Annotated in this window: 17 protein-coding genes; 7 read left to right on the forward strand and 10 right to left on the reverse strand. The window is 62.7% G+C overall.

The window, feature by feature from the left end; all coding sequences use genetic code 11:
- Positions 1-14: 14 nt before the first annotated feature.
- The 3 genes from BFL28_RS15980 to BFL28_RS15990 are packed head-to-tail and all read right to left on the reverse strand — an operon-like array spanning position 15 to position 3,042.
- Positions 15-740, reverse strand: coding sequence for an SDR family NAD(P)-dependent oxidoreductase (locus tag BFL28_RS15980; RefSeq protein ID WP_069321516.1), 726 nt, complete (start codon positions 738-740; stop codon positions 15-17).
- Entirely contained in the window at positions 737-1,855 is a 1,119-nt protein-coding gene (locus BFL28_RS15985) for a hypothetical protein (RefSeq protein ID WP_069321517.1), read from the reverse strand. Before BFL28_RS15985 ends, BFL28_RS15980 begins: the two co-directional genes overlap by 4 nt.
- Positions 1,852-3,042 carry a CaiB/BaiF CoA transferase family protein gene (locus tag BFL28_RS15990; protein ID WP_206599136.1) on the reverse strand — a complete coding sequence of 397 codons (1,191 nt, stop codon included), beginning with the start codon at positions 3,040-3,042 and terminating at the stop codon, positions 1,852-1,854. Before BFL28_RS15990 ends, BFL28_RS15985 begins: the two co-directional genes overlap by 4 nt.
- A gap of 98 nt (positions 3,043-3,140) precedes the next feature.
- Between BFL28_RS15990 and BFL28_RS15995 the strand changes: the two genes are divergently transcribed.
- The 3 genes from BFL28_RS15995 (at position 3,141) to BFL28_RS16005 (ending at position 5,460) form a co-directional block, all read left to right on the forward strand.
- Complete coding sequence (locus BFL28_RS15995) at positions 3,141-3,902, forward strand: enoyl-CoA hydratase/isomerase family protein (RefSeq protein ID WP_069321519.1); 762 nt, start codon at positions 3,141-3,143, stop codon at positions 3,900-3,902.
- Positions 3,899-4,711 carry an IclR family transcriptional regulator gene (locus tag BFL28_RS16000; protein WP_079247215.1) on the forward strand — a complete coding sequence of 271 codons (813 nt, stop codon included), beginning with the start codon at positions 3,899-3,901 and terminating at the stop codon, positions 4,709-4,711. The genes BFL28_RS15995 and BFL28_RS16000 overlap by 4 nt, the downstream gene beginning before the upstream one ends.
- A gap of 137 nt (positions 4,712-4,848) precedes the next feature.
- The gene (locus tag BFL28_RS16005; RefSeq protein ID WP_069321520.1) at positions 4,849-5,460 is read left to right on the forward strand and encodes a GntR family transcriptional regulator; all 612 of its coding nucleotides are present in this window, start codon (positions 4,849-4,851) and stop codon (positions 5,458-5,460) included.
- Between the two features lie 26 nt (positions 5,461-5,486).
- Here BFL28_RS16005 and BFL28_RS16010 read toward each other — a convergent pair whose 3' ends face one another.
- Positions 5,487-7,661, reverse strand: coding sequence for an agarase (locus BFL28_RS16010; RefSeq protein ID WP_131818671.1), 2,175 nt, complete (start codon positions 7,659-7,661; stop codon positions 5,487-5,489).
- Positions 7,662-7,793: 132 nt separating this feature from the next.
- Between BFL28_RS16010 and ppc the strand changes: the two genes are divergently transcribed.
- A complete protein-coding gene (gene ppc / locus BFL28_RS16015) occupies positions 7,794-10,466 on the forward strand; it encodes a phosphoenolpyruvate carboxylase (protein WP_069321643.1) in 2,673 nt (890 codons plus the stop codon).
- A gap of 389 nt (positions 10,467-10,855) precedes the next feature.
- On the forward strand, positions 10,856-11,866 hold the full coding sequence (locus BFL28_RS16020; protein WP_069321522.1) for a sugar kinase: 1,011 nt from the start codon (positions 10,856-10,858) through the stop codon (positions 11,864-11,866).
- A gap of 455 nt (positions 11,867-12,321) precedes the next feature.
- Here BFL28_RS16020 and BFL28_RS16030 read toward each other — a convergent pair whose 3' ends face one another.
- The 3 genes from BFL28_RS16030 to BFL28_RS16040 form a co-directional block, all read right to left on the reverse strand.
- Entirely contained in the window at positions 12,322-13,650 is a 1,329-nt protein-coding gene (locus BFL28_RS16030) for a tyrosine-type recombinase/integrase (protein ID WP_079247216.1), read from the reverse strand.
- Between the two features lie 699 nt (positions 13,651-14,349).
- Positions 14,350-16,221, reverse strand: coding sequence for an acetyl-CoA carboxylase biotin carboxylase subunit (locus tag BFL28_RS16035; RefSeq protein ID WP_069321645.1), 1,872 nt, complete (start codon positions 16,219-16,221; stop codon positions 14,350-14,352).
- Positions 16,222-16,226: 5 nt separating this feature from the next.
- Positions 16,227-17,828 carry a carboxyl transferase domain-containing protein gene (locus tag BFL28_RS16040; protein ID WP_069321524.1) on the reverse strand — a complete coding sequence of 534 codons (1,602 nt, stop codon included), beginning with the start codon at positions 17,826-17,828 and terminating at the stop codon, positions 16,227-16,229.
- A 48-nt stretch (positions 17,829-17,876) separates the two neighbouring features.
- Between BFL28_RS16040 and BFL28_RS16045 the strand changes: the two genes are divergently transcribed.
- Positions 17,877-18,215 (forward strand): DMT family protein, encoded by a 339-nt coding sequence (locus BFL28_RS16045; protein WP_069321525.1) that lies wholly within the window; start codon positions 17,877-17,879, stop codon positions 18,213-18,215.
- Positions 18,216-18,245: 30 nt separating this feature from the next.
- On the opposite strand, the gene BFL28_RS16050 is transcribed toward BFL28_RS16045, so the two are convergent.
- Positions 18,246-19,403, reverse strand: a complete 1,158-nt coding sequence (locus tag BFL28_RS16050; RefSeq protein WP_069321526.1) for an isovaleryl-CoA dehydrogenase — start codon at positions 19,401-19,403, stop codon at positions 18,246-18,248.
- Between the two features lie 87 nt (positions 19,404-19,490).
- On the opposite strand from BFL28_RS16050, the gene BFL28_RS16055 reads away from it, so the two are divergent.
- Positions 19,491-20,366: a LysR family transcriptional regulator gene (locus BFL28_RS16055; protein ID WP_069321527.1), complete on the forward strand. Its 876-nt coding sequence runs from the start codon at positions 19,491-19,493 to the stop codon at positions 20,364-20,366.
- A gap of 57 nt (positions 20,367-20,423) precedes the next feature.
- On the opposite strand, the gene BFL28_RS16060 is transcribed toward BFL28_RS16055, so the two are convergent.
- Both BFL28_RS16060 and BFL28_RS16065 read right to left on the reverse strand, forming a co-directional pair.
- Positions 20,424-21,530: a CaiB/BaiF CoA transferase family protein gene (locus BFL28_RS16060; RefSeq protein ID WP_069321528.1), complete on the reverse strand. Its 1,107-nt coding sequence runs from the start codon at positions 21,528-21,530 to the stop codon at positions 20,424-20,426.
- Positions 21,530-22,714: an acyl-CoA dehydrogenase gene (locus BFL28_RS16065; protein ID WP_069321529.1), complete on the reverse strand. Its 1,185-nt coding sequence runs from the start codon at positions 22,712-22,714 to the stop codon at positions 21,530-21,532. Before BFL28_RS16065 ends, BFL28_RS16060 begins: the two co-directional genes overlap by 1 nt.
- Positions 22,715-22,762: the final 48 nt, after the last annotated feature.

The raw sequence follows: 22,762 nt of genomic DNA on the forward strand, positions 1-22,762 counted from the left end.
CATGTTGCTCCGTTTCAAAATCCGATTGAGAATCCGGCGTCCACGGGCAGTGCCACGCCATTGATATAAACTGCCTCGTCGCTCGCCAGGAAGAAGCAGGCATTGGCGACATCCTCGGCCGATCCGAAGCGGCCCGTCGGGATACGTCCTTCGATCTTTGCACGGCGCGCTGGGTCTTTGGCGAGTACGGCGCGCGTCATGTCGGTTTCGATGAAGCCCGGGCAAACCGCGTTGCAGCGGATGCCATGCTGCGCCGCATCCACGGCGATACTGCGCGTCAGGCCGATCACTGCGGTCTTTGAAGTGACGTACGCGGCAGCGCTTGGCAATGCGATCAGTCCGGCCATCGACGAGATGTTGACGATCGCCCCTCCTCGTTTCCGGTTCAGCTCGACGAACCTCGCGCTCGCCGCGAACGGCGCCATCAAATTGATGGCAATCACCGTCTCCAGTTCATCGGGCTCGACCTGTTCAACGGGCTTCTTGAGATGCACGCCGGCATTGTTGATCAGCACGTCGATCCCGCCGGCATCATCGGCGATCCGGTCGAGAAAGTCGGCGTTGCGCCACTCCGCCAAATCGGCGGCCACGAATGACAGACCCTCGCCGGAATCCATTCTATCCAGATCGCCGCGCGAACGGGCCACGACATGGACCCGATATCCGCCCGCCAGGAACCGGCGCGTCTGCGCCAGCCCCAGCCCGCGATTGCCTCCGGTAATAACTGCAACGCGGCTCATGCCCGCACTCCTGAATGATGCCGATAAGCACGGTCGACCATGGCGCAGAAAGCAACGCCGTCGCCGCTGACGATAAGCGGTGAGATATTCTCGCAGACGGTATCGACGAAGTCCGGGAACCACGACTCGCGCGGGCGTGTCCAGGCGGCGTCAATCGTTGCGAAGCCGCCGCCGAAAAATCCTCCGGTGCGCGCGTCGTCGCGACGATGTTCCCAGCAATGCCGATGCGCAGGCTGACCATTGCCGGCGAGATACAGCCCGTTCTGCACCGGCAGCGATGCGGCCCATTTGGCAAAGGCAATCGCCGCCTCAGGATCGCGGCAATGGGCGGAGACGGCCAGCCCCGCTCCGCCCAGGATCGCGCGTCGCACGTCGCCCGGTTCGAAGATCGGCAGGTCGTAATACGCCAGCCGACGCCGCCGCACGCCAGGCACGGCGTAGTTTACATAGCCGAATAGACAGGGCGACTGTTCAAACTCACCGTCCCCGTCCGAAAGCAGCTCAAGTATGTGGATCGGGTTCCAGTTCAGCGCCTCCTCCGGTCCAAGCCGATAAAGCGCATGCAAGATCGCAAAGGCGCGTTCGCCAGCGCGCGAGGTGGCGAATGTCTGGCCGGTAGCCGGCAAGGCGCATCCCAGGCTCGCCAGCAACGTCAGCCACATGTCGAACGCATCGACAGGCTTGAGCGGCGTCACGGCGCGCAGCCTGGCTGCATCGTCGGCCAAGAACTCGTGCCAGTATCGCGGCAGCGGCGCAGTGGCATGCTCGATGCGCACCGCCATTTGACAGGCGGCATCGATCGCATAGGCCCAGCGCAAACCTTCCCAGACATAACTCTCCGCCGATCCGCCGATCGACGCGGTCGAATCCGGCTCGGTTTCAGGCAGCGGCAACAGGCAGCGTTCGGCCGCCACCGCGCCGATATGGGGATGATCAAGAACGATCAGGTCGTAGCGCTCCGCCAACCGGCGGATCGGATAGTCCGCGAAATCCTGAAGCGAGCGCCGGTCCCATTGGATCGTCGTGCCGTGCTCCCGCAGATAGTCTGTCGAGATCACCACCAGCGGATCATATCCGCGGGGATGATCCCAGGTGATGCCTCGAAGCGTGGTCATAGCGCGGGTTTCACGGCTGACACCAGCGGCGCATCATTGCCCGCGAGTTCGCGACGTAGCGCCTCGCTGTGCGCGCCAAGCGCCGGCGCCGGCGCATGTCCTCGCGGTCGGACTCCGTCAATCGAGATCGGCATGCGGGTCGTCCGGACCGAGGCTGCGTCCACGCTTGGCAGATCCTGAAGCATATCGAGTGCCGCAAACTGCTCCGTTCGCAGGAGTGCGGTCCAGTCCATGACCTCGGCGCACCAGATATCATGCGGCTGCAGCGCGGCAAGCCAGTGCGCCGTGCTGCGCATCACGATTCGCTCGGCGATCCGTCGCTTGATCTGGTCTCGCTCGACCAGCAGCGAGAGATGGTCGCCTTCCCAGGCCGGATCAGGATCGAGATCCAGCAGTGGGGCAAGCCGCTGGAGGGGCGTCATCGCCAGTGCGAGATAGCCGTCGCTAGTACGATAAACGCCATAAGGCGGTGGCGCGTTGATATTGCCGTTCGAGGCTTCGGATCGGAAACGCATGGTGTTCTGGTTGGCGAAATATTCGGTGATCATCTCGAACTGAAGGTCGACCAGGCTTTCGAGCAGGCTGGTTTCGACCAGCGCGCCCCGACCGGTCACGCCACGCCGCACCAGCGCCGCGAGAATACCTTGCACAGCCATCGCGCCCGTATAGATGTCCCCAACCGCCAAGCCGACCGGCGTCGGCGGCGACGCCTGATCCCCGCTTAGCCACATGATACCGGACCGCGCTTGGGCGAGCAGATCCTGCCCTGGCAGCTTGGCCCAGGGACCGTCCCTGCCATAGCCCGATATGCTGGCATAAATGACACGGGGATTGATCGCGCGCACCGCCTCATAGCCGATGCCCAGCCGCTCAGCGATACCCGGGCGATAGTTCTGGATCACGACATCCGCGCGCTCCAGCGCCTGACGCAGGACCGCAAGATCATCAGCCAGCTTCAGATCGAGCGCGAGGCTTTCCTTGCCGCGATTGATCGCCTGGAAAAGGGTCGAAATGCGCTGGTCTCGCGTCTTGTACAGATCGCGACATGGGTCACCTCCGTCGGGGCGCTCCACTTTGATCACCCGCGCACCCAGGTCGAGCAGTCTCAACGCCGCATAAGGGCCGGCCAGAAACTGGCTGAGGTCCACGACCAAAAGCCCGCCCAGCGGCAGATCCGCTTCGCTCATCATCCGCTCCTCCCGTCGGGACTCAGACACCCGGCCCTCGTCAATTTGCATAGGTCGAAGTTATTTGCAAATGCCGAAATTATGGATAGGTTTGTGATATGGAAGAAACCGTCGATCTTCGGATCAGCGGGCGCGTCGCAGAGATCGCTCTGAACCGCCCCGCCAAGCACAACGCGCTGACGCCAGCGATGTACGAGCAGATCGCGGCGCATTGCGCGACTGTGAATCGCGACGATGCGGTGCACGTCGCGATCATCTGCGGGGCCGGCGAGCGTGCGTTCTGCGCAGGATCGGATATTGGCGGGCTGGCCACCTATCGAGACCCCTGGGCGTGGCGCAACCGCAACGACTATATCGCGAGCATCCGCAGTTTGCGCAAACCATGCATCGCCGCGGTAAAGGGCTGGGCATTGGGTGGCGGACTTGAGATCGCACTCGCCTGCGACCTGCGCGTTGCGGCGCGTTCAGCCACATTTGGCGCGCCGGAAGTCCAGCTCGGCTGGACCGGTGCCGGCGGGGCGGCGCAGCATCTTACCCGGTTGGCAGGGTATGGCAGGGCCATGCGCTATCTCCTCACCGGCGACCGTTTTTCGGCGCAGGAGGCATTTGACATGGGGATGATCGAATGGCTGGTCGAGCCAGGGGAAGAGCTTGAAACAGCGCGGCGCATTGCAGCCGCCATCGCCGGTCATTCGTCGATCGCCACGCAATCGGTGAAGGCGGCCGTTCGTAGCGCGATGGATCATCCGGTCGACCACGGCCTCAGGATCGAAAACGAGCTGATGACGATCTGCTTCGCCATGGCCGCAAAGGATCCCGCTTCCAATTTGTTTGGAGGCCCGCAAGAAGCTGGCGAATGAACGACAAAGCTGTTCCCGCCGCCGCACGCCGCGCACGCGTGCACCGCCCCCGGGGCGAGGCAGGTCCGGCGCAGGTACCCGCGCTCGGCAAAGGACTCGATGTCGTCGAGTTGCTGGCGAGTTCGCCCGATGGACTGGCCATGAATGAAATCGCCGACCGTCTCGGTCGCACCATGGGCGAGATCTACCGCATCGTGCTCTACCTCGCCGATCGTGGCTACGTTCAGCAGGATGTGGCGGGTCGATATGGCCTCACGCTCAGATTGTTCGAGTTGTCACATAGGTTCGAACCGACCGAACGGCTGATTTCACTGGCCCTGCCACTGATGGAGAGCCTTTCTCGCCGCGCCGAACAGTCGTGTCACCTGGCAGTTTTGAACGGTGACTCGATCCTGGTCCTCGCTTCGGTGCCAAGTCCCCGACCTGCGGGGTATTCAGTTCGAACGGGCGCCATATTTCCCGCACTTGCTACCAGTTCTGGCGTCGTGATTGCGGCATTTCTGCCCCAAGACCGTCTGGACCTCCTCGTCAATCCAGCGCCGTCCAATGAAGCCGCAAGCTTCATCGCGCGCGTTGCTGCCGCAAGAAGGCTCGGCTTCGAGACAATTGAGAGCGTCCTGGTGAACGGCGTCATCAACAGCAGCGTCCCGGTATTCGGGCGGGGGGGCATTCTCGCCGCGCTCAGCATGGGATATGTCAATCAGGCGGGCGACTCGATGCCGCTCAAGGACGCCATCGAAGCGATCAGGGACACTGCCGCCCGTATCAGCGCCGCGATGGGCTCGTCTCTCGCACCAAACCCTGGTTGAAACTGATCCTCAGCTAAGGCTCGCTCCCAAGGCATCGCTACCGTCATTTCGGCCTTGAAGCCTGTGGCACCCCGCTCTTGACGTTGTCTATCGCTCAAGCCAACGATGGTTCGCGAACAAATTATGGACAATCGACAATGGCCGATGGCGACAACATGATCATCGCGGTACGGGAGCAAATCGCGGATCGGCTCCGATCAGATATCATTTCAGGCGCACTCGCTCCCAACCAGAAGCTTACCGAGGAGGCGTTGGCTCAGCGGTTTGGTGTCTCCCGCGGCCGCATCCGCGACGTATTGCTGGAGCTTTCCAAGGAAGGGCTTCTCATTACCCGAGCCCATCGGGGAACGATGGTCAATGATATCCCAGCGCCCGACCTTCAGGCGCTGATGATCAAATTGCGACGGCAGATCGAGATCTTTGCCATCAAGCGAGTGATCAAGGATCGGCCAGAAGGATTGTTTGATCAGCTTCAGGCGGCATTTCAGGAATTGACCAAGCGCTTGCGCGAGCATGATTTTGCCGAGGTCACTAAGGCGGACATTGCGTTTCATCGGGTGATCCTCCTCGCCGCCGGCGGCGAGGACCTGGTCAATCTCTGGCAGCCTGTCATCTTGCGCATGCGAATGAACTATCAGCGCATCAGCACGCCGGAACAGGCGATCGCTGAGCATGAAGCGATAATCCATGCCATCCAGACAGGTGATGCCAAGGCAGCCATAGCCGCCATGGAGGGCAACATCCGCTAGTTCGTCCAACCCTGCCTTAAGCGACGCTATTGTCTTGCCAATGACCGGGTGGAAACTGAGTTGTCGAGAACAACGGAGGAAATGGCGCCTCCTGAGTCTGGGAATCGAACTCCGATATTGTTGCTTGCTCTCAAGGCGCTGAGGGGCACCGGTATTTCCAGCACTCCAAAAAAACGAGACCGCCCCTTTCCGCCATTATACTGATCGTATCCACGATAGTCCGTGGGTACGCTTAGCGTCACTCCGTTGAATGTGATGACCGGCTGTAGCGACTTGCCATGCTCGCGACCGACGCCCAGCCGAAGAACGGCCTCCCCATTCGCGCCCGGAGTAACGTTGGGAACCGTGAAATTATGCGTTGATCCGGCGACGATATTCGTCAACACCGTTGACGAACCTACCGTCGCGTAATGCCTGGATTGAGACAGCGTATGCGGCTGCGCCGGCGCGGTGCTGTAGCGAATTCGCAAGACCATCGTCGCTTCGGACCCAAGCACGACGGAACCAGGAACGGAAGCAGACGTGCTCGTACTCAATATCGGGCGACCGTTTGCGTCCGGGTATAGATGCCGTTGCTCGACTTGGGTAACGGTGCTCCCGGCTGGGATGCCAAGAAGCTTGAGATCGACCGTGCGGGGGGTGGACTCAAGGCTGTTGATGATAACGTACAGATCCTTCGCCGCTCCATCGACATAAGCATCGACGAGGAAGTCTCGATCCGCTGCCCAACTCTCCAGCCGCGTACCTTTTACGCCGTTCCATAGCCGGTAAAAATTGACCATCTCGGTGTACACCCAAGTGCCATTGCCGGCGTTTGCCGGGGTACCGTCCTCGAATGCCTGGCGCAGCAGGCGCCAGTTATAGGGTACGCTGGTCCTCCCCCACTCCCCTTTAAGGACTACAAAGGGTATAGCCTTGGCAATTCGGTCCGGCCGCTCCATGAATTGAAGCATCAGCGAATTCATCGCTTTCAGATAGAACCAGTCGCGTTGCGGGGTCCATGCATTCGGCTCCACCTGATGTGCTCGGGCACCATATTCCGAGATCACCAAGGGCTTTAGCTGTCCTCCATATGCCCAGTTCATGGCGTAATCGAGCATGTCGAAGGTGGCCTCGACGTTGCTGCCCTTTCGGTACTGTTTGTAGACGTTTCCGTTCTTTGGAATTCCCTCGAAATCATACAGATGCAGGGATACGAAATCCATGTTTCGGCCAGCCCCACCGAGCCAGGCGCCATCGCGCGCGTTCCAGCGCGCAAACAATGCGGCATTGGAGGGTTCGGCTTCTTCGAAGTCCGGAAAGGCGGGCGTATAGCCGCCAACCTGAACCTGGCGGGCCGTATTCAAAGGCCGAACCTGGTTTCGGACGCCGTCATGATAGCGAAAAACATCATTGTAGGTCGGGCGCGGGTATCCCGCGAGATGGGGAGCCGGATCGTCGATCAAGGTGTATAGCGGCTCGTTGATTGCTTCCACGAACTTGGGCTTGATGATGCCGGCGCCAGCTCCAACCGATCCGCTCTGATTGAAGTAGCGGGCGAGATAGTTGCCGATGAAATGGCCAGTGGATGAACCAAACGGTGCAGCCTGCGTATCGGTGCGGGAAAAGGCCCAACCCTGATTGGCGATGGGATATCCGTTCGGAAAGAACGGCCGTTCTTGAGCGACCAGAACCCAGCTCGCCATGCGCTTTTCGAATTCAGCGCTACCGACCACGGTGCGTTGCGCAGCTGTGTGATAACCATAGGTGCGCGGCAGCGCCGACAAGGATGCCATCGCATTCGCATCAGCATAACCAGGTTGAGAGCCCTGCGGCACCCGAGTGAGTTCATACGCCATCGACCCTGAATCACGGCCGAAATAGACATCCAAGTTTTTCACGAACCCGTTCAGCAGATCCGGAACTTCCTGGGGTTGGTTGAGGCTTTGAGCATTGCCGCCCCACCACTCCAGGTCAGAATTGATCGCGTGAATGTTTATGAACTTCTCGCGTGAAAAGCTGCTGACGCCGCCGACGACGTGGCGAACGTCGGCATTGACGTTTATCGATACGTTCACCGCAAGTGGCGCGGCCTGAGGCGGAGCCGCGACCATGGTCATAACATCTGCCGTCCTGGTCTCGCCGCTACCGGACTCCTCATAACATCCAGCTAGAAGCAGGGCCTGACTCAAGGCCAGGGGCGTGATCCAGAAGCGCACCATTGGCTCTCTCCATACCGATAGCATCAAGGTCGTTATAATTCGGCATTTGTCGACAGTCGACATTTTTAAGTGAGTGCTTCGCGAAGCAATGAAGCGGTTGACCCGCGCTATGCCGCGGTGCAGCAACGGCGCATGGCCAGCACACCGATTGCGAACAATTCCGACATCCGCTTTTTGGGCAAGGTGCTCGGCGACGTCATCCGCGACTATGGCGGCGAGGCGCTGTTCCGGCGGATCGAATATATCCGCGCCGCCTCAGTCGATCGCCATCGCGGGGTCGCCGGGGCGGACAAGATCGACCCCGGCCTCGATCGGCTGAGCCTCGATGAAACGCTCGAGTTCGTGCGCAGCTTCATGCTGTTTTCGATGCTCGCCAACCTCGCCGAGGACCGCCAGGGCATCGCCGCCGAGCCGGGCGCGGACGTCGAACACGCCATTGCCAGGCTCAAGGCGCACGGCATCGGCGCCGATCAGGTCGCGCAGTTGCTTGACAATGCGCTGATCGCGCCGGTCCTCACCGCGCACCCGACCGAAGTGCGCCGCAAGTCGATGATCGACCACCGCAACCGCATTGCCGAACTGATGCGACTGCGCGACGAGGGCGTCGCCGAAACGCCCGATGGCGATTTGGTCGAGGAAGCGATCCTACGCCAAGTCGCCTTGCTGTGGCAGACCCGAGTTCTACGGTTCGAGCGACTCTATGTCGCCGACGAAGTCGAAACGGCGCTCAGCTATCTGAGCGACGTGTTCCTCCCCACTTTGCCCGCGCTCTATGCTCGCTGGGACCGCGCGCTGGGCAGCCGCGTGCCTCCCTTCCTCAAGCCCGGCAACTGGATTGGTGGCGACCGCGACGGCAACCCGTTCGTAACCGCCGACTCGCTACGGCTCACCCTCGCCCGCTCGGCCGAAGCGGTGCTCAGCCACTATCTCGACGCAGTGCATGCGCTCGGCGCCGAGCTGTCGATCTCCAACCATCGCGCCAAGATCGACGCCGCCGTCGCAGCGCTCGCCGACATGAGCGGGGACGGTGCTGCCAGCCGTTCTGACGAGCCTTATCGTCGCGCGCTTTCTGGCATTTATGCGCGGCTCGCCGCGACCTACCGCTACCTAACCGGCAAAACGGCGCCGCGTCCGGGCGCGCTCAAGGGTCAGCCCTATCACGATCCTGCGGCATTCCGCGCCGATCTTGCCACCGTCGCGCACGGCCTCGCCGCGCGTGGTGGCGAATCGCTCGCCTCAAGCGGGGCGCTCGGGCGGCTGATCCGCTCGGTAGATATCTTCGGCTTTCACCTCGCCACGCTCGACTTGCGCCAGAACAGCGCGGTGCACGAACGCGTCATCGCCGAACTGCTGAAGATCGCGGGAGTCGAAGCCGACTATGCCGCGCTGGACGAGGACGCCCGTATCGCCTTACTGCGCCGCGAGCTGGCAAGTCCGCGCCCGCTCGCCAGCCGCTATGCGAGCTATTCCGACGAGACCGCCTCCGAGCTCGCCATCGTCCATGCGGCGGCAGAGGCGCACCAGCGCTACGGCGTCGCCGCGATCCGCCAGTACATCGTGTCGATGGCACAGTCGGTGTCTGATCTGCTCGAAGTCCATGTGCTGCTTAAGGAGGCCGGGCTCTACATTCCCGGCGACGCCCCCCAAGCGCACATCATGGCAGTGCCGCTGTTTGAGACGATCGGCGACCTCGACGCCGCGCCAGCGATCATGCGCGCCTGGTTCGCGCTGTCCGAGGTGGCGGCAATCGGCCAGGCGCGCGGCCACCAGGAAGTGATGATCGGCTATTCCGATTCGAACAAGGACGGCGGCTATCTCACCTCGACCTGGGGTCTCAGCAAAGGCTCGACCGCGCTGAAACCGGTGTTCGAAGAAGCTGGGATCGGCATGCAGCTGTTCCACGGCCGCGGCGGCGCGGTGGGACGCGGCGGCGGCTCGTCGTTCCAGGCAATTCAGGCGCAACCCGCCGGCACGGTGCAGGGCCGCATCCGCATCACTGAACAAGGTGAGGTGATCGCAGCCAAATACGGCACGCGCGAAAGCGCGGCGACCAATCTCGAGGCGATGGCCTCGGCGACGCTTCTCGCCAGCCTCGAGCCGCAGCGACTGAGCGAAGCCGATGCAAACCGCTTCGAAGCCGCGATGGAACAGCTCTCCGGCACCGCATTCAAGGCCTATCGCGACCTTGTCTACGGCACCGATGGTTTCCGCAGCTTCTTCCGCCAGATGACGCCAATTGCTGAGATTGCCGGGCTAAAGATCGGAAGCCGTCCCGCCAGCCGCAAAAAGTCCGACGCCATCGAGGATTTGCGGGCAATCCCTTGGGTATTTAGCTGGGCCCAAGCCCGGGTCATGCTACCCGGCTGGTTCGGCGTCGGCGACGCGCTGGCCGCATTTCCCGATCGCGGTCTGCTGCGCGAGATGGCGTCGGATTGGCCGCTGTTTGCCTCGACTCTCGCCAATCTCGAGATGGTGCTCGCCAAGTCGGACATGGGCATCGCCGAACGCTATGCCGAATTGGTCCAGGACCGCAGCTTAGCCGATTCGATTTTTTTCCGCATTCGCGACGGCTGGCACGTGACGCACGACCAGTTGCTCGACGTCACGGGCCAGGCCCGGCTGCTCGAAAAGCACCCGGCGCTCGAATCCTCGATCCGCCTACGCCTACCCTATATCGAGCCGCTCAACCTGCTCCAGGTCGAGCTGCTTAAGCGCCATCGCGCGGGCGAGTCCGATCCCAAGATCGAGCAGGGCATCTTGCTGTCGATCAACGCAATTGCGACGGGGCTCAGGAACTCGGGTTGAGCGGCACGGGAAAGTCGAGTTCGGCAACAACACCAGATGAGTTCACCGCATCGGCATCGCAGACGAACGCCCGCCCTACCCAATCCGACTGCCACACACTGTCCGTCGGCTCCGTCTTGGTCATACCTAACACTTCGCGGGGATAGCCATCAGGAACGCGATCAGGCGCGCAGCGACGATGAAGTGGACATGCGCCGTTGCTTCCTTAGTCCCGGTGGCCGAACAAATCTTTCAGCGATGCAGCGTATCACCGTTATCCCGGATCAGTTGGAGCAGCCGTTGCTGTCGCGGAAGTCCGCCTCATGCGCATCACACTATGTGCAGGGCCGCTTTCTCGGGTAGACGACAGTGGCCTGACGCGCTGACCCGGGCATAGCTGAGGAGACATCATGGCTGGCCATATCGTTTGTTTCGGGGAATTGTTGCTTCGTCTCACTGCCCCTGGACGCGAGCTCCTGATGCAGACCGGCAATCTCGATGTGCATGTTGGCGGCGCTGAGGCAAATGTCGGCATCGGCCTCGCCAATCTGGGCCATGCCGTTTCGATGGTCAGCGCGGTACCCGACAATCCGCTGGGCCGGGCGGCGATCCGCTTCGTGCGAGGACAGGGCCTCAATACGCATAATGTACAGTTACGCGACGGGCGGATGGGGCTGTACTTCCTTTCGGCCGGCGCAGGGCTGCGTGCATCGGACATCGTCTATGATCGCGCGGCATCAAGTTTCGCGGCCGCGCCCGCAGACGCATTTGACTGGCGCGCGATTCTAGACGGCGCAGCGATGCTGCATCTGTCGGGCATCACCCCCGCGCTCGGTCCAGCAACCGCACAGGCCGCACTCTCCGCCGCACGCGCTGCTAGAGGACTTGGGGTGCAAGTGAGCTTCGACGGCAACTACCGCGCGCGCTTGTGGGAAACTTGGGACAGCGATCCGCGCGCGGTCCTGACGGAACTGGTCAGCCTCACCGACACAATGTTCGGCAACCATCGAGACATCTCGCTGCTGCTGGGCGAGCAATTCTCGGGTGATGGCCCTAACCGTCGGCGCGAGGCCGCTGAAGCCGCCTTTGCCGCCTTCCCCAACCTACAGCGAATCGCCTCGACCGCGCGGCACATCGATGACACTGACCGTCACCGCATTGCTGCGCGCGTCGATACGCGCGAACGAGGATATCAGACCGAAGATGTAGTTGTGGCCGGCATTGTAGACCGAATTGGTGGGGGCGACGCATATGCCGCGGGAATTCTTCACGGTGTGCTGTCGGGTCAGGATCTGGAGGCGACCGTCGCCACTGGCCTCGCGCTCACCTGTCTCAAACACTCGCTGCCGGGCGATGCGAGCTTGTTCAGCCAAGCGGATATCGCCGCCTTCCTTCAAGGCGCATTAGATGTACGCAGATGACAGGGCCGCGAAGGCTAGCGGCAGCTTAATCCACCGCCCCGGTTGCCTCACCTGAGCACCGGTCGTCTCTAGTGCCATGTAGTATCCCACCATTCCCGATGGCTGGCGCTCCATCCTGCCAGGAAGGTCGGCGGACTCTTGGGCAATCGTTGCACGCGCGTCCGCGATTCGGGCTTGCATGACAAAGTCCGTGTGAGGTTTAATGAATTCCGGAATCCTGAGCAGCCTGGTAGATCCCGGTGGACCACCCCCAACATCTATGGCTTCATAGCCATTTCCCAGACAATCTATTCGCCCGCGTTCTTGCTCCTCAAAGGAGGGGAGCCGGTGCAGCCCTTCAGAGCAGCGGGGATGAAAGACTTCCACGGCGTGAACATCAAATATCTATTGCGGTCGGACTATTGATCTCAAACGAAGTGGTTGGATCCACTTACCTCCCTTCAAAGCCAACACTGTCATGCGGGTATTTGGAGGCAACGACCAACTTCGCTCGATTCAACGTTCGTAGCCGCGCGGATTACTTCGCGGGTCACCAAGTCAGCCCAAGCGTTCAAAGCTTCCCGTCGCTGTTCGAAGAGTTCGGACTTATTGTAGACTCGCATGACCTTTGATCTCGTCGCCGTCGCGACGTGATTCAGTATCCGATCCGCTACATGCGGCGGCACTTGAAGAATTTCGCAGGCATGCGTGTTGAACGTCGTGCGAAAATCGTGGACCACCCAATGCGGCATCGAAGATTCGCTATCTCCGGGTGACTGCTTGATCCGAGCTGCGGCTATCGCGGCGTCGAGCCGTCTTTTTGCCTTGTTGTACCCTGAGATCGGAGTATCTCCAGTTGTAGTGAATACGTAACGAGACTTTGCTGGCCGTTCTCCAGCATTAAGTGCCTCGATGATCAGACCTCGCGCCAAAAGTGAAACAGGGATTCGAAGGGCATTGGCCATCTTGGTTTTGTCGCGTGGCAGGAGCCATACACCTTCCACTTCGGACGACAGGTCGCCCAGCGTGAGATCGTCAAGTGACATGCTGGCAATCTCCTGTCGGCGGTTCGGCAGCACGATCAGCAGTTTGTAGAGCTGCTCAAATGGGTAACCGAGCGTACCAGCCGCCGCCCAGATCTCCCGCAGTTCCTCAAGAGTGTGAAAGCGCTCGCGCTCACGTTCCCGCGAGGGCTTACGGATGGTCGCCACGGGGTTCGCCGGGACATAGCCCGCGTCCACACACCAGTTGAAAAACGCCGAGGCATAGGCGAGCTTGCGGTTAGCTGAGATCGGTGACTTGATCGCCAACTTCTTCACAAGCGGAAGAATCTCGTCCTTCATTATTGAAACGGGCTTTCGCGAGGCGAACGGCTTGAGCAGGCCTTTCGGTCCATCGAGGGCACGGCGAGTCGCCGCGCCTGTGCGATTCTGATCGAGCACAGAAGTCTGGTAGTCGTCGAGAACGCTGGTAAGTGTCATCCGGCTCATCGCTTCACTTGCCGCCGCGCGACGCTGCTTTCGCTTCTCCTCGTTAGGATCAGTACCTTTCTCCACATCGAGTCTCGCTGCCCGGGCAGCGGTGCGCGCATCGGCGAGTCCCATCGCAGGCCAGGTGCCGAGCTTGATGCGGGACTTCTGCCCATTTTTGAGCCGCACGAGCAACGACCAGCTTGCGGTGCGCTGTCCTGCCCGGAAGCGCAGCCCGGGCTCCCGATCATCGAGTAGTTCGAGCTGCCCAGTGCTGGCTTTTCTGGCTTTAGCGACCAGCGCCTCGAGGGCTACTTTCGTGAGGGTTCCAGTCATTTCGAGCTCGCTATAGGTTCCGTATAGGATCCTTATCGGGCGTGATGGCCCGCGATCCTGTATAGATCGAGTTGGAAGCTGACGGAAGAGACCCTCTGCTTTTATTGAAGGGTATCAGCATGTTACACGACGATCGACCGCCAGTGGTGGACAATGACGGACGTTGATAGACGCGCTGAAAAGCCGTTGGGAGCGCCTCTTAATCAGCGGGTCCTAGGTTCGAGCCCTAGTGCGTCCACCAAAACTTCCTCTCACGCCTAGCAGTGATCCTGCCCTTTCAGGGGCGATGCCGCCATGGTCATCGCCCAGCTCGGTCGCGGCTGCGGGAACGAAGCCAGGACGTAGGCGATGAAGAAAATCGAGACGCTCGCCTGGGGGTGGGTCAGCGTGCAGATCCGCTTAACCGCGGCACTCCGCGGATCCACCAGCGAGGTGATGAGCCTTCAGGTAAAATAGAGCGCGGTAAACTAGGGCAAGTGCGAATGCGCGAGCGCTCGGCCGTCGCTCCAAGCCTTCCTTCTTGACGGGCCATCGTTCGACGCAGGAAGGTCCATTGGCAACGTTGGCACAGCCGGCTGGCTCAGGCTTGTGGCCGGTGGGCGTCACCTGGCCCTTGAAGTATATTCGCCAGCCGCTCGCCACCTCGACAGCAGCGCGGCTGACGAGGCTCTCAGCAGGGCATGACCAAATCGCCGACGATCAGCGCTCCGCCTGTTCGATCCGTGCGAGCAGCGCCTCGACCTGCACCTGTGCGCCGGCTGTGGCACCAAGTTCAGCGACCACCCCATCAAACGGCGCGGTAAGCGTGTGCTCCATCTTCATCGCTTCGAGCGTCAGCAGCTTTTGACCGGCGATCACGAGATCGCCTTCGCTTACGTCGACCGAGATGATCCGGCCCGGCATCGGGGCAAGAACCGCGCCGTCGCCCGCCACCCCGCCGGCAGCGCCAGTCCCGCGCCGGACGAAGGCGGCAACGCTCATGCCGTCTTGGGTCACCAGCGCGCCGTTCGATCCCATCGCCGAAATCTGGACGCTGGCATAGGGCGCGCGATCCGCCTCGACCACATAGGTCTCGCCATCGACATCGAGGTGGACCATGCGATGTGGCACGGCGTTGAGGCGGAAGCCCGTGAGCGGCGCAGCCGTCCCCTGCTCCGCCACGATTGCCCGTGCGGCTTGCTTCAGCAGAAGGTCGCCCGGCCTGTCTGCCGGCACCAGCTCGTCCTGATGCTCGGCGATGAAGCCCGTGGTGACGTTGCCCGCGATGAATTGCGAGTGTGCGAGCGTACGATGCAGGAACCCTGCATTCGTCTTGACCGGCCAGACCGCAACGCCGGCCATCCCTTGCCGCAGCAGCGCGATCGTCTCTTCACGCGTGCTGGCGGCCACGATCAGCTTTGCAATCATCGGGTCATAGAAAGGAGAAACTTCCGCACCCTGTTCGACCCCCGTGTCGATGCGGATCCCGCCTTGCGGGAAGCGGCAGTGGTCCAGCCGCCCGACCGACGGCAGGAAGCCCTTGGCGGGGTCCTCGGCATACAGCCGTGCCTCCATGGCCCAACCGTCGATCGCGAGCTCGTCCTGCCGCTTCGGCAGCGGTTCCCCGCTCGCCACCCGCAACTGCCATTCGACCAGGTCCTGCCCGGTGATCGCCTCGGTCACCGGATGTTCGACCTGCAGCCGCGTGTTCATTTCCATGAACCAGATGCGATCGGCGCGCAGGCCATCGCTCGCATCGGCGATGAACTCGATCGTGCCCGCGCCGACATAGTCGACCGCGCGCGCCGCCTGCACCGCCGCGGCGCAGATCGCCTCGCGCGTGGTCGCATCCATGCCCGGTGCGGGCGCTTCCTCGATCACCTTCTGGTGCCGCCGCTGGAGCGAGCAATCGCGCTCGAACAGGTGCACGATGTTGCCGTGCGTATCGCCGAACACCTGCACTTCGATATGGCGGGGCGAGAGGATGTATTTCTCGATCAGCACGCGATTGTCGCCGAACGAGGACGCCGCCTCGCGCTGGCACGATTGAAGCGCGTCGAGAAACGCGTTCGCCGCATCGACGCGTCGCATCCCCTTGCCGCCGCCACCCGCGACGGCCTTGATCAGCACGGGATAGCCGATCGCGTCGGCTTCGGCTTTCAGTCGCTCGGGCGCCTGATCCTCGCCGAGATAGCCGGGCGTGGTCGGCACGCCGGCATCCTGCATCAGCTTCTTGGCCGCGTCTTTGAGGCCCATGGCGGTAATACTCGCCGGCCTCGGCCCGACCCACACCAGCCCCGCGTCGATCACGGCTTGAGCGAAGGCCGCATTCTCCGACAGGAAGCCATAGCCCGGATGGACCGCCTCCGCCCCGCTTGCCTTCGCCGCCGCCAGTATCTTCTCGCCGACCAGATAGCTTTCACGCACTGGCGACGGCCCGATATGCACCGCCTCGTCCGCCATCCGCACATGCAGCGCGTCGGCGTCGGCGTCCGAATAGACCGCCACAGTGCGGATACCCATGCGTCGCGCGGTGCGAATGACCCGACACGCGATCTCGCCGCGATTGGCGATGAGAAGGGATTTGATCATGGCCGTCACATCCGGAACACGCCGAACGCCGGGCGTTCGGGAATTGGCGCTTCAAGGCAGGCGGCGAACGCCAGGCCCAGCACGTCGCGCGTCTGCACCGGGTCGATCACGCCATCGTCCCACAGCCGCGCGGTCGCGTAATAGGGATTGCCCTCGTCCTCGTATTTCTGGCGGATCGGCGCCTTGAACGCTTCGGCCTCTTCCGGCGTCCAGCTGGCGGCATCGCGATGCACCGTCGCTAGCACGCTCGCCGCCTGCTCGCCGCCCATCACGCTGATGCGGCTGTTGGGCCAGCTGAACAGGAAGCTTGGGGAGTAAGCGCGCCCGCACATGCCGTAATTGCCTGCACCGAAGCTGCCGCCGATCAGCACCGTCACCTTCGGCACGCTTGCCGTCGCCACCGCTGTCACCAGCTTCGCGCCGTGCTTCGCGATGCCCTCGGCCTCGTATTTCCCGCCGACCATGAAGCCGGAAATGTTCTGAAGGAACAGCAGTGGAATGCGCCGCTGGCACGCCAGCTCGATGAAGTGCGCGCCCTTTTGCGCGCTCTCGCTGAACAATACGCCGTTGTTCGCCAGGATCGCCACCGGCATACCCCAGATGTGCGCGAACCCGCAGACCAACGTACTGCCGTACAGCGCCTTGAATTCGTGGAACTCGCTGCCATCGACGACACGCGCGATCACCTCATGCACGTCATAGGGCGCGCGCACGTCCTGCGGCACGATCGCGTACAACTCGCTCGCATCGAACTTCGGCGATATCGGCTCGCGTAGCGGCAGGTCGTGCCGATGTGCCGGTCCCAGATGGCTGACGATGTCGCGGACGATGGTCAGCGCATGTTCGTCATTCTCCGCCAGGTGATCGGCGACGCCCGACTTGCGCGTATGCAGTTCGCCCCCGCCCAGATCCTCGGCGCTGATCTCTTCGCCCGTCGCAGCCTTCACCAGCGGCGGGCCGGCAAGGAAGATCGTGCCCTGCCCCCGCACGATCACCGTCTCGTCGCTCATTGCGGGGACATAGGCGCCACCAGCGGTACAGCTGCCCATCACGCAGGCGATCTGCGCAATGCCCTTGGCGCTCATGTTCGCCTGGTTGAAGAAGATGCGACCGAAATGCTCGCGGTCGGGGAATACTTCGGCCTGGTTGGGCAGGTTCGCGCCGCCGCTGTCGACCAGATAGATGCACGGCAGCCGGTTCGCCTCGGCGATTTCCTGCGCGCGCAGATGCTTCTTGACGGTCATCGGGTAATAGGTGCCGCCCTTCACCGTGGCATCGTTGCACAGGATCATGCACTGCCGGCCCGACACGCGGCCGATCCCGGCGATCAGCCCGGCGCCCGGCACCTCGTCGCCATACATGCCGTTGGCGGCGAGCTGCCCGATCTCGAGGAACGGCGAGCCGGGATCGAGCAGCCGCTCGACGCGCTCGCGCGGCAACAGCTTGCCCCGCGCCTCGTGCTTGGCCCGCGCCGATTCCGTGCCGCCCAGCGCCGCGACCGCAACCCGCTGACGCAGCTCGGCGGCAAGCGCACGGTTGTGAGCGGCATTGGCATTCCGCGTCTCGTCCTGCAGCGCGACCGCCGACTTCAGCACCGGCGCGCTCATCTTGCCACCCCGGCGGGGCTGGCGCACAGCGCGATAAAGGGAGACATCATGGCGACCATCCTGCTGCTCATCGCATCCAATGTGTTCATGACCATCGCCTGGTACTGGCACCTTGGCAAAGGCGGGTTGGAAAACCCCATGCTGACCGTCATCCTCATCTCCTGGGCCATTGCCGGCGTCGAATATTGCCTGGCCGTTCCCGCCAACCGCATCGGCTTCATCGCCGGCTGGACGCCCGGCCAGCTCAAGATCGCGCAGGAGGCGATCGCGCTGACTATATTCGGTATCTTCATGGTCGCATTCCTGGGCGAAGCGCTGCACTGGCGCCACCTCGCCGCGTTCGGCTGCATCATTGCGGCGGTCGCCTTCCTGTTCGTCGGCAAATAAACTCCCTCCCCCGGTGGGAGAGGGAGAACATTAAGCCGCCCCGATCAGTTCGCGACCGATCAACATGCGGCGGATCTCGTTCGTGCCGGCTCCGATGTCGAGCAGCTTGGCGTCGCGCAGGAAGCGTTCGACCGGCCAATCCTTGGTATAGCCGGCCCCGCCTAGCGCCTGCACCGCTTCGCCCGCAACGCGAAACGCATTCTCGCTCGCCAGCAGGATTGCGCCCGCCGCATCGAACCGCGTGGTCTTGCCCGCGTCGCATGCCTGCGCCACCGCATAGACATAGGCGCGCGCGGAGTTGAGCGCGACATACATGTCCGCGACCTTGGCTTGCATCAGCTGGAACGATCCGATCGCCTGACCAAACTGCTTGCGCTCGCGAAGGTAAGGCAACACCACGTCGAGGCACGCCTGCATGATGCCGAGCTGGATGCCCGCCAGCACCGTTCGCTCATAATCGAGGCCGCTCATCAGCACCCCGACGCCGCCGTTCAGCGGCCCCATCACATTCTCCTCGGGCACCTCGCAATCGTCGAACACCAGTTCGGCCGTGGGCGAGCCGCGCATGCCCATCTTGTCGATCTTCTGCCCGATGCTGAAGCCGGGCATGTCCCTCTCGATCAGGAAGGTGGTGATGCCGCGCGATCCCTCGCCCGTCTTGGCATAGACAACCAGCGTATCGGCATAGGCCGCGTTGGTGATCCAGAATTTCGTGCCGTTCAACACATAGCGGTCGCTCTTGTGCTCGGCGCGCAGCTTCATGCTCACCACGTCCGATCCCGCCCCGGCCTCCGACATGGCGAGCGACCCGACATGCTCGCCGCTGATCAGCTTGGGCAGATACTTCGCCTTCTGCTCCGCGCTGGCCCAGCGGCTGATCTGGTTGACGCACAGATTGGAATGCGCGCCATAGCTCAGCCCGATGGAGGCCGACGCCCGGCTCACTTCCTCGCACGCGATGACATGCTCCAGATAGCCAAGGCCCAGCCCGCCGAATTCCTCCGGCACGGTGATGCCGTGCAGGCCAAGCTCGCCCATTGCCGTCCACAATTCGTCGCGCGGAAACCAGTCATCGGCATCGATCTTCGCCGCCAGCGGCTCGATCCGCTCGCGCGCGAAGCGCTGCGTCGTGTCGCGGATCATCTCCGCCGTCTCGCTCAGGGCGAAATCCATCTGCGGCAGGCTCATACGCTCTCCTCGATTTTTAAGCAGACTAGCAGTGTGAGCGCCTCGCGGAAAATTGATATGCATGGCTCAACATTATAGACCGCATCTATGATCGACCGGTATCTGCTTCGCTATTTCCTGGCCGTTGTAGATGGCGGAACGTTCACGGCGGCCGCGGCGCAGGTCAACGTGACCCAACCGACATTGTCGGCCGGGATCGCCAAGCTAGAGCGCGAAGTCGGCGCGAAACTGTTTCGCCGCAACAGCCAGCGTGTCGAGCTGACGGGGGCCGGCGCGCGCTTCGTCGGCCATGCGCGGCGGATCGAGCGCGAGTTCCAGCTGGCGCAATCAGCCGTCAGCGGGGTCGAGCCGGTCGCGACCCTGCGCCTTGGGGTCCTCACCACGCTGGCAACCGCGGACCTTTCAGGGCTCGTTCGTCGTTTGGCCATCAGCGCCCCCACGACGAAAGTGGAACTGGTCGAAGCGAACGAGCGGGGCCTTGCGCAGTATCTCGCGCGCGGCCGGCTTGATCTTGCGCTGACCACCCTGCGCGGCGAGCACAGCGACGCGGGCGAGCCGCTGCGCTGCGAAGCCTATGCCCTCGCGATGGCCTGCGATCACGCATTGGCGCATGAACGCGCCGTACCGGCCGAAGCGCTTGTGGGCGAGACGATGATTGTGCGTCGTCACTGCGAAGCGCTGCCTGAGACCAGCCGGCATTTTACGCAACGCGGCATCCGACCCTTTTTCGCGCTGCGCACCACGAACGACGATCGCGCTATGGAGATGGTCCGTGCAAAGCTGGGGGTCACCGTGGTGCCGGCGTCCTTCGCTCAACCGGGCATCGCGACGCCAGCGCTGATCGGCTTCGATCTCCGCCGCACGCTCGGCGTCGTGTGGGGTGAGAACGCGCAGCATCTGAGGGCATCGGCCGCCCCATTGCTGAAAGCGCTCTCCGAACAGTTCAGTCCACCCGACACATGATCGCCTGCTACCCGGCATCCGCCGGCGGTGGAGGCCCACGCGCCAACGGCCCGGTGCTCAGGGCAAGGGCGGGCTGCCACGATCGGATACCATGCGCTCGCCATCGATAACGATCGGGCTGGCCACACCGGGCACCCCGTCCCGCTCGATCGCCATGCCGCGATGGACGATTTGAGCGTCGGCAAACGCTTCATTGATCCGGTTTATCGGCCCGGCCGGCACGCCAACCGCTTCCAGCGCGTCGGACAGTGCGCCTTTCGACCAGCCGGCGACGGCCTGTCCGACAATACCGGCCAGCGTCTCGCGATTGGCGACCCGTGCGGGATTGGTTGCGAACCGGGCATCGTCCGCGAGCGCCAAGCCTAGTACTTCGCACAGCCGACCGAACTGAGCGTCATTGCCGACCGCGATGATCAAGTCGCCATTGGCGGCGGCAAAGGTCTGATATGGCGCGAGATTGGGGTGCGCGTTGCCGAGCTGCTGCGGCACCTCACCCGACACCATCCAGTTCAGCGCCTGATTGGCCAGGACGGCGACCTGTGTGTCGAGGAGGGCCATGTCGATATGCGCGCCGCTGCCCGTCGCATCGCGCCGTCGCAGCGCAGCCAGAATCGCGACCCCGGAATAGACGCCGGTGAAGATGTCGGCATAGGCGATCCCGGCCTTTTGCGGCGGGGTGGACGGATCGCCGTTCAGCGACATGAATCCGCCCATGCCCTGCGCCAGATAATCATAGCCGGCGCGGTCGGCATAGGGGCCGTTTTGCCCAAAGCCCGTGATGGAACAGCAGACCAGCCGGGGGTTGATTGCCGCCAGGCTAGCATAGTCCAGGCCGTAGCGTTTGAGCCCGCCGACCTTGTAGTTCTCGATCAGCACGTCGGCGTCCGCCACGAGGGCGCGAACCGCCGCCTGTCCCGCCTCGCTCGCAATGTCGATGGCGAGGCTCTGCTTGCCGCGATTGGCTGAGTGGTAATAGGCCGCGCCCAGATTGTCACCATTCGCGTCGTGTACGAACGGCGGACCCCATTGACGCGTGTCGTCCCCCTTGCCCGGCCGCTCGATCTTGATGACCTCGGCACCCAGATCGGCGAGCAATTGCCCGCACCAGGGTCCCGCCAGAATCCGGGCAAGCTCGATTACCCGCACACCTTCGAGCGGCTTCACTAGAACGCCGCGATGCCGGTGATCGCCCGGCCCAAGATCAGTGCATGAACGTCATGAGCACCTTCATAGGTGTTCACCGTCTCCAGGTTCATCAGATGGCGCATCACCTGATACTCGCCCGAAATGCCATTGCCGCCATGCATGTCGCGACTGGTGCGTGCGATATCCAGCGCCTTCCCGACATTGTTACGCTTGACGATCGACACTATTTCCGGCGCGAACTTGCCTTCGTCCATCAATCGCCCGACGCGCAGCGAGGCCTGCAGCCCGAGCGCGATGTCGGTCATCATGTCGGCGAGCTTCTTCTGATAGAGCTGCGTCGCCGCGAGCGGCCGGCCGAACTGCTTGCGGTCCAGGCCATATTGCCGCGCGGCGTGAAGGCAGAACTCGGCCGCGCCCATTGCGCCCCAGCTGATGCCATACCGCGCGCGGTTGAGGCAGCCGAACGGCCCTTTCAGCCCCTCGACCTCAGGCAGCAGCGCGTCTTCGGGCACTTCCACGCCATCCAGCATCACCATGCCGGTGATCGATGCGCGCAACGACAGCTTGCCCTCGATCTTCGGCGCGCTGAGCCCCGCCGTCCCCTTGTCCAGCACGAAGCCTCGGATCTTCCCGCCATGCGCATCCGACTTGGCCCAGATGACGAACACGTCCGCGATCGGGGCGTTGCTGATCCAGGTCTTCGATCCCGACAATCGATACCCGCTGTCGGTCTTTTCCGCCCGCGTGCGCATGCCGCCGGGGTCTGAACCCGCATCCGGCTCGGTCAGCCCGAAACAGCCGATCCATTCGCCGCTTGCCAGCTTCGGCAAATATCTCCGCTTCTGCGCCTCCGACCCATAAGCCAGGATCGGATACATCACGAGGCTCGACTGAACGCTCATCATGGATCGATAACCGGAGTCGATCCGCTCGACTTCGCGCGCGATCAGGCCGTACGCAACATAGGACACCCCCGCCCCGCCATATTCGACAGGCACGGTCGGGCCGAGCAGCCCCAGTTCGCCCATCTCGCGGAAGATGGCCGGATCGGTTTCCTCGTTCTGGAATGCCGCAACGACGCGCGGCGCCAGCTTTTCCGCGGCATAGGCGGCGGCGCTGTCCCGCACCATCCGCTCCTCGTCGGTCAGTTGCGCGTCCAACCCGAACGGATCGGCCCACTCGAAAGCCTGCATATCGCTCATTCCAATCTCCTGGCGTCCAGCTTCCACGAAGTGGCCGCGCGATCAAGT

It is taken from the genome of Sphingomonas turrisvirgatae (genome assembly GCF_001721295.1).
Taxonomy (GTDB): Bacteria; Pseudomonadota; Alphaproteobacteria; order Sphingomonadales; family Sphingomonadaceae; genus Sphingomonas; species Sphingomonas turrisvirgatae.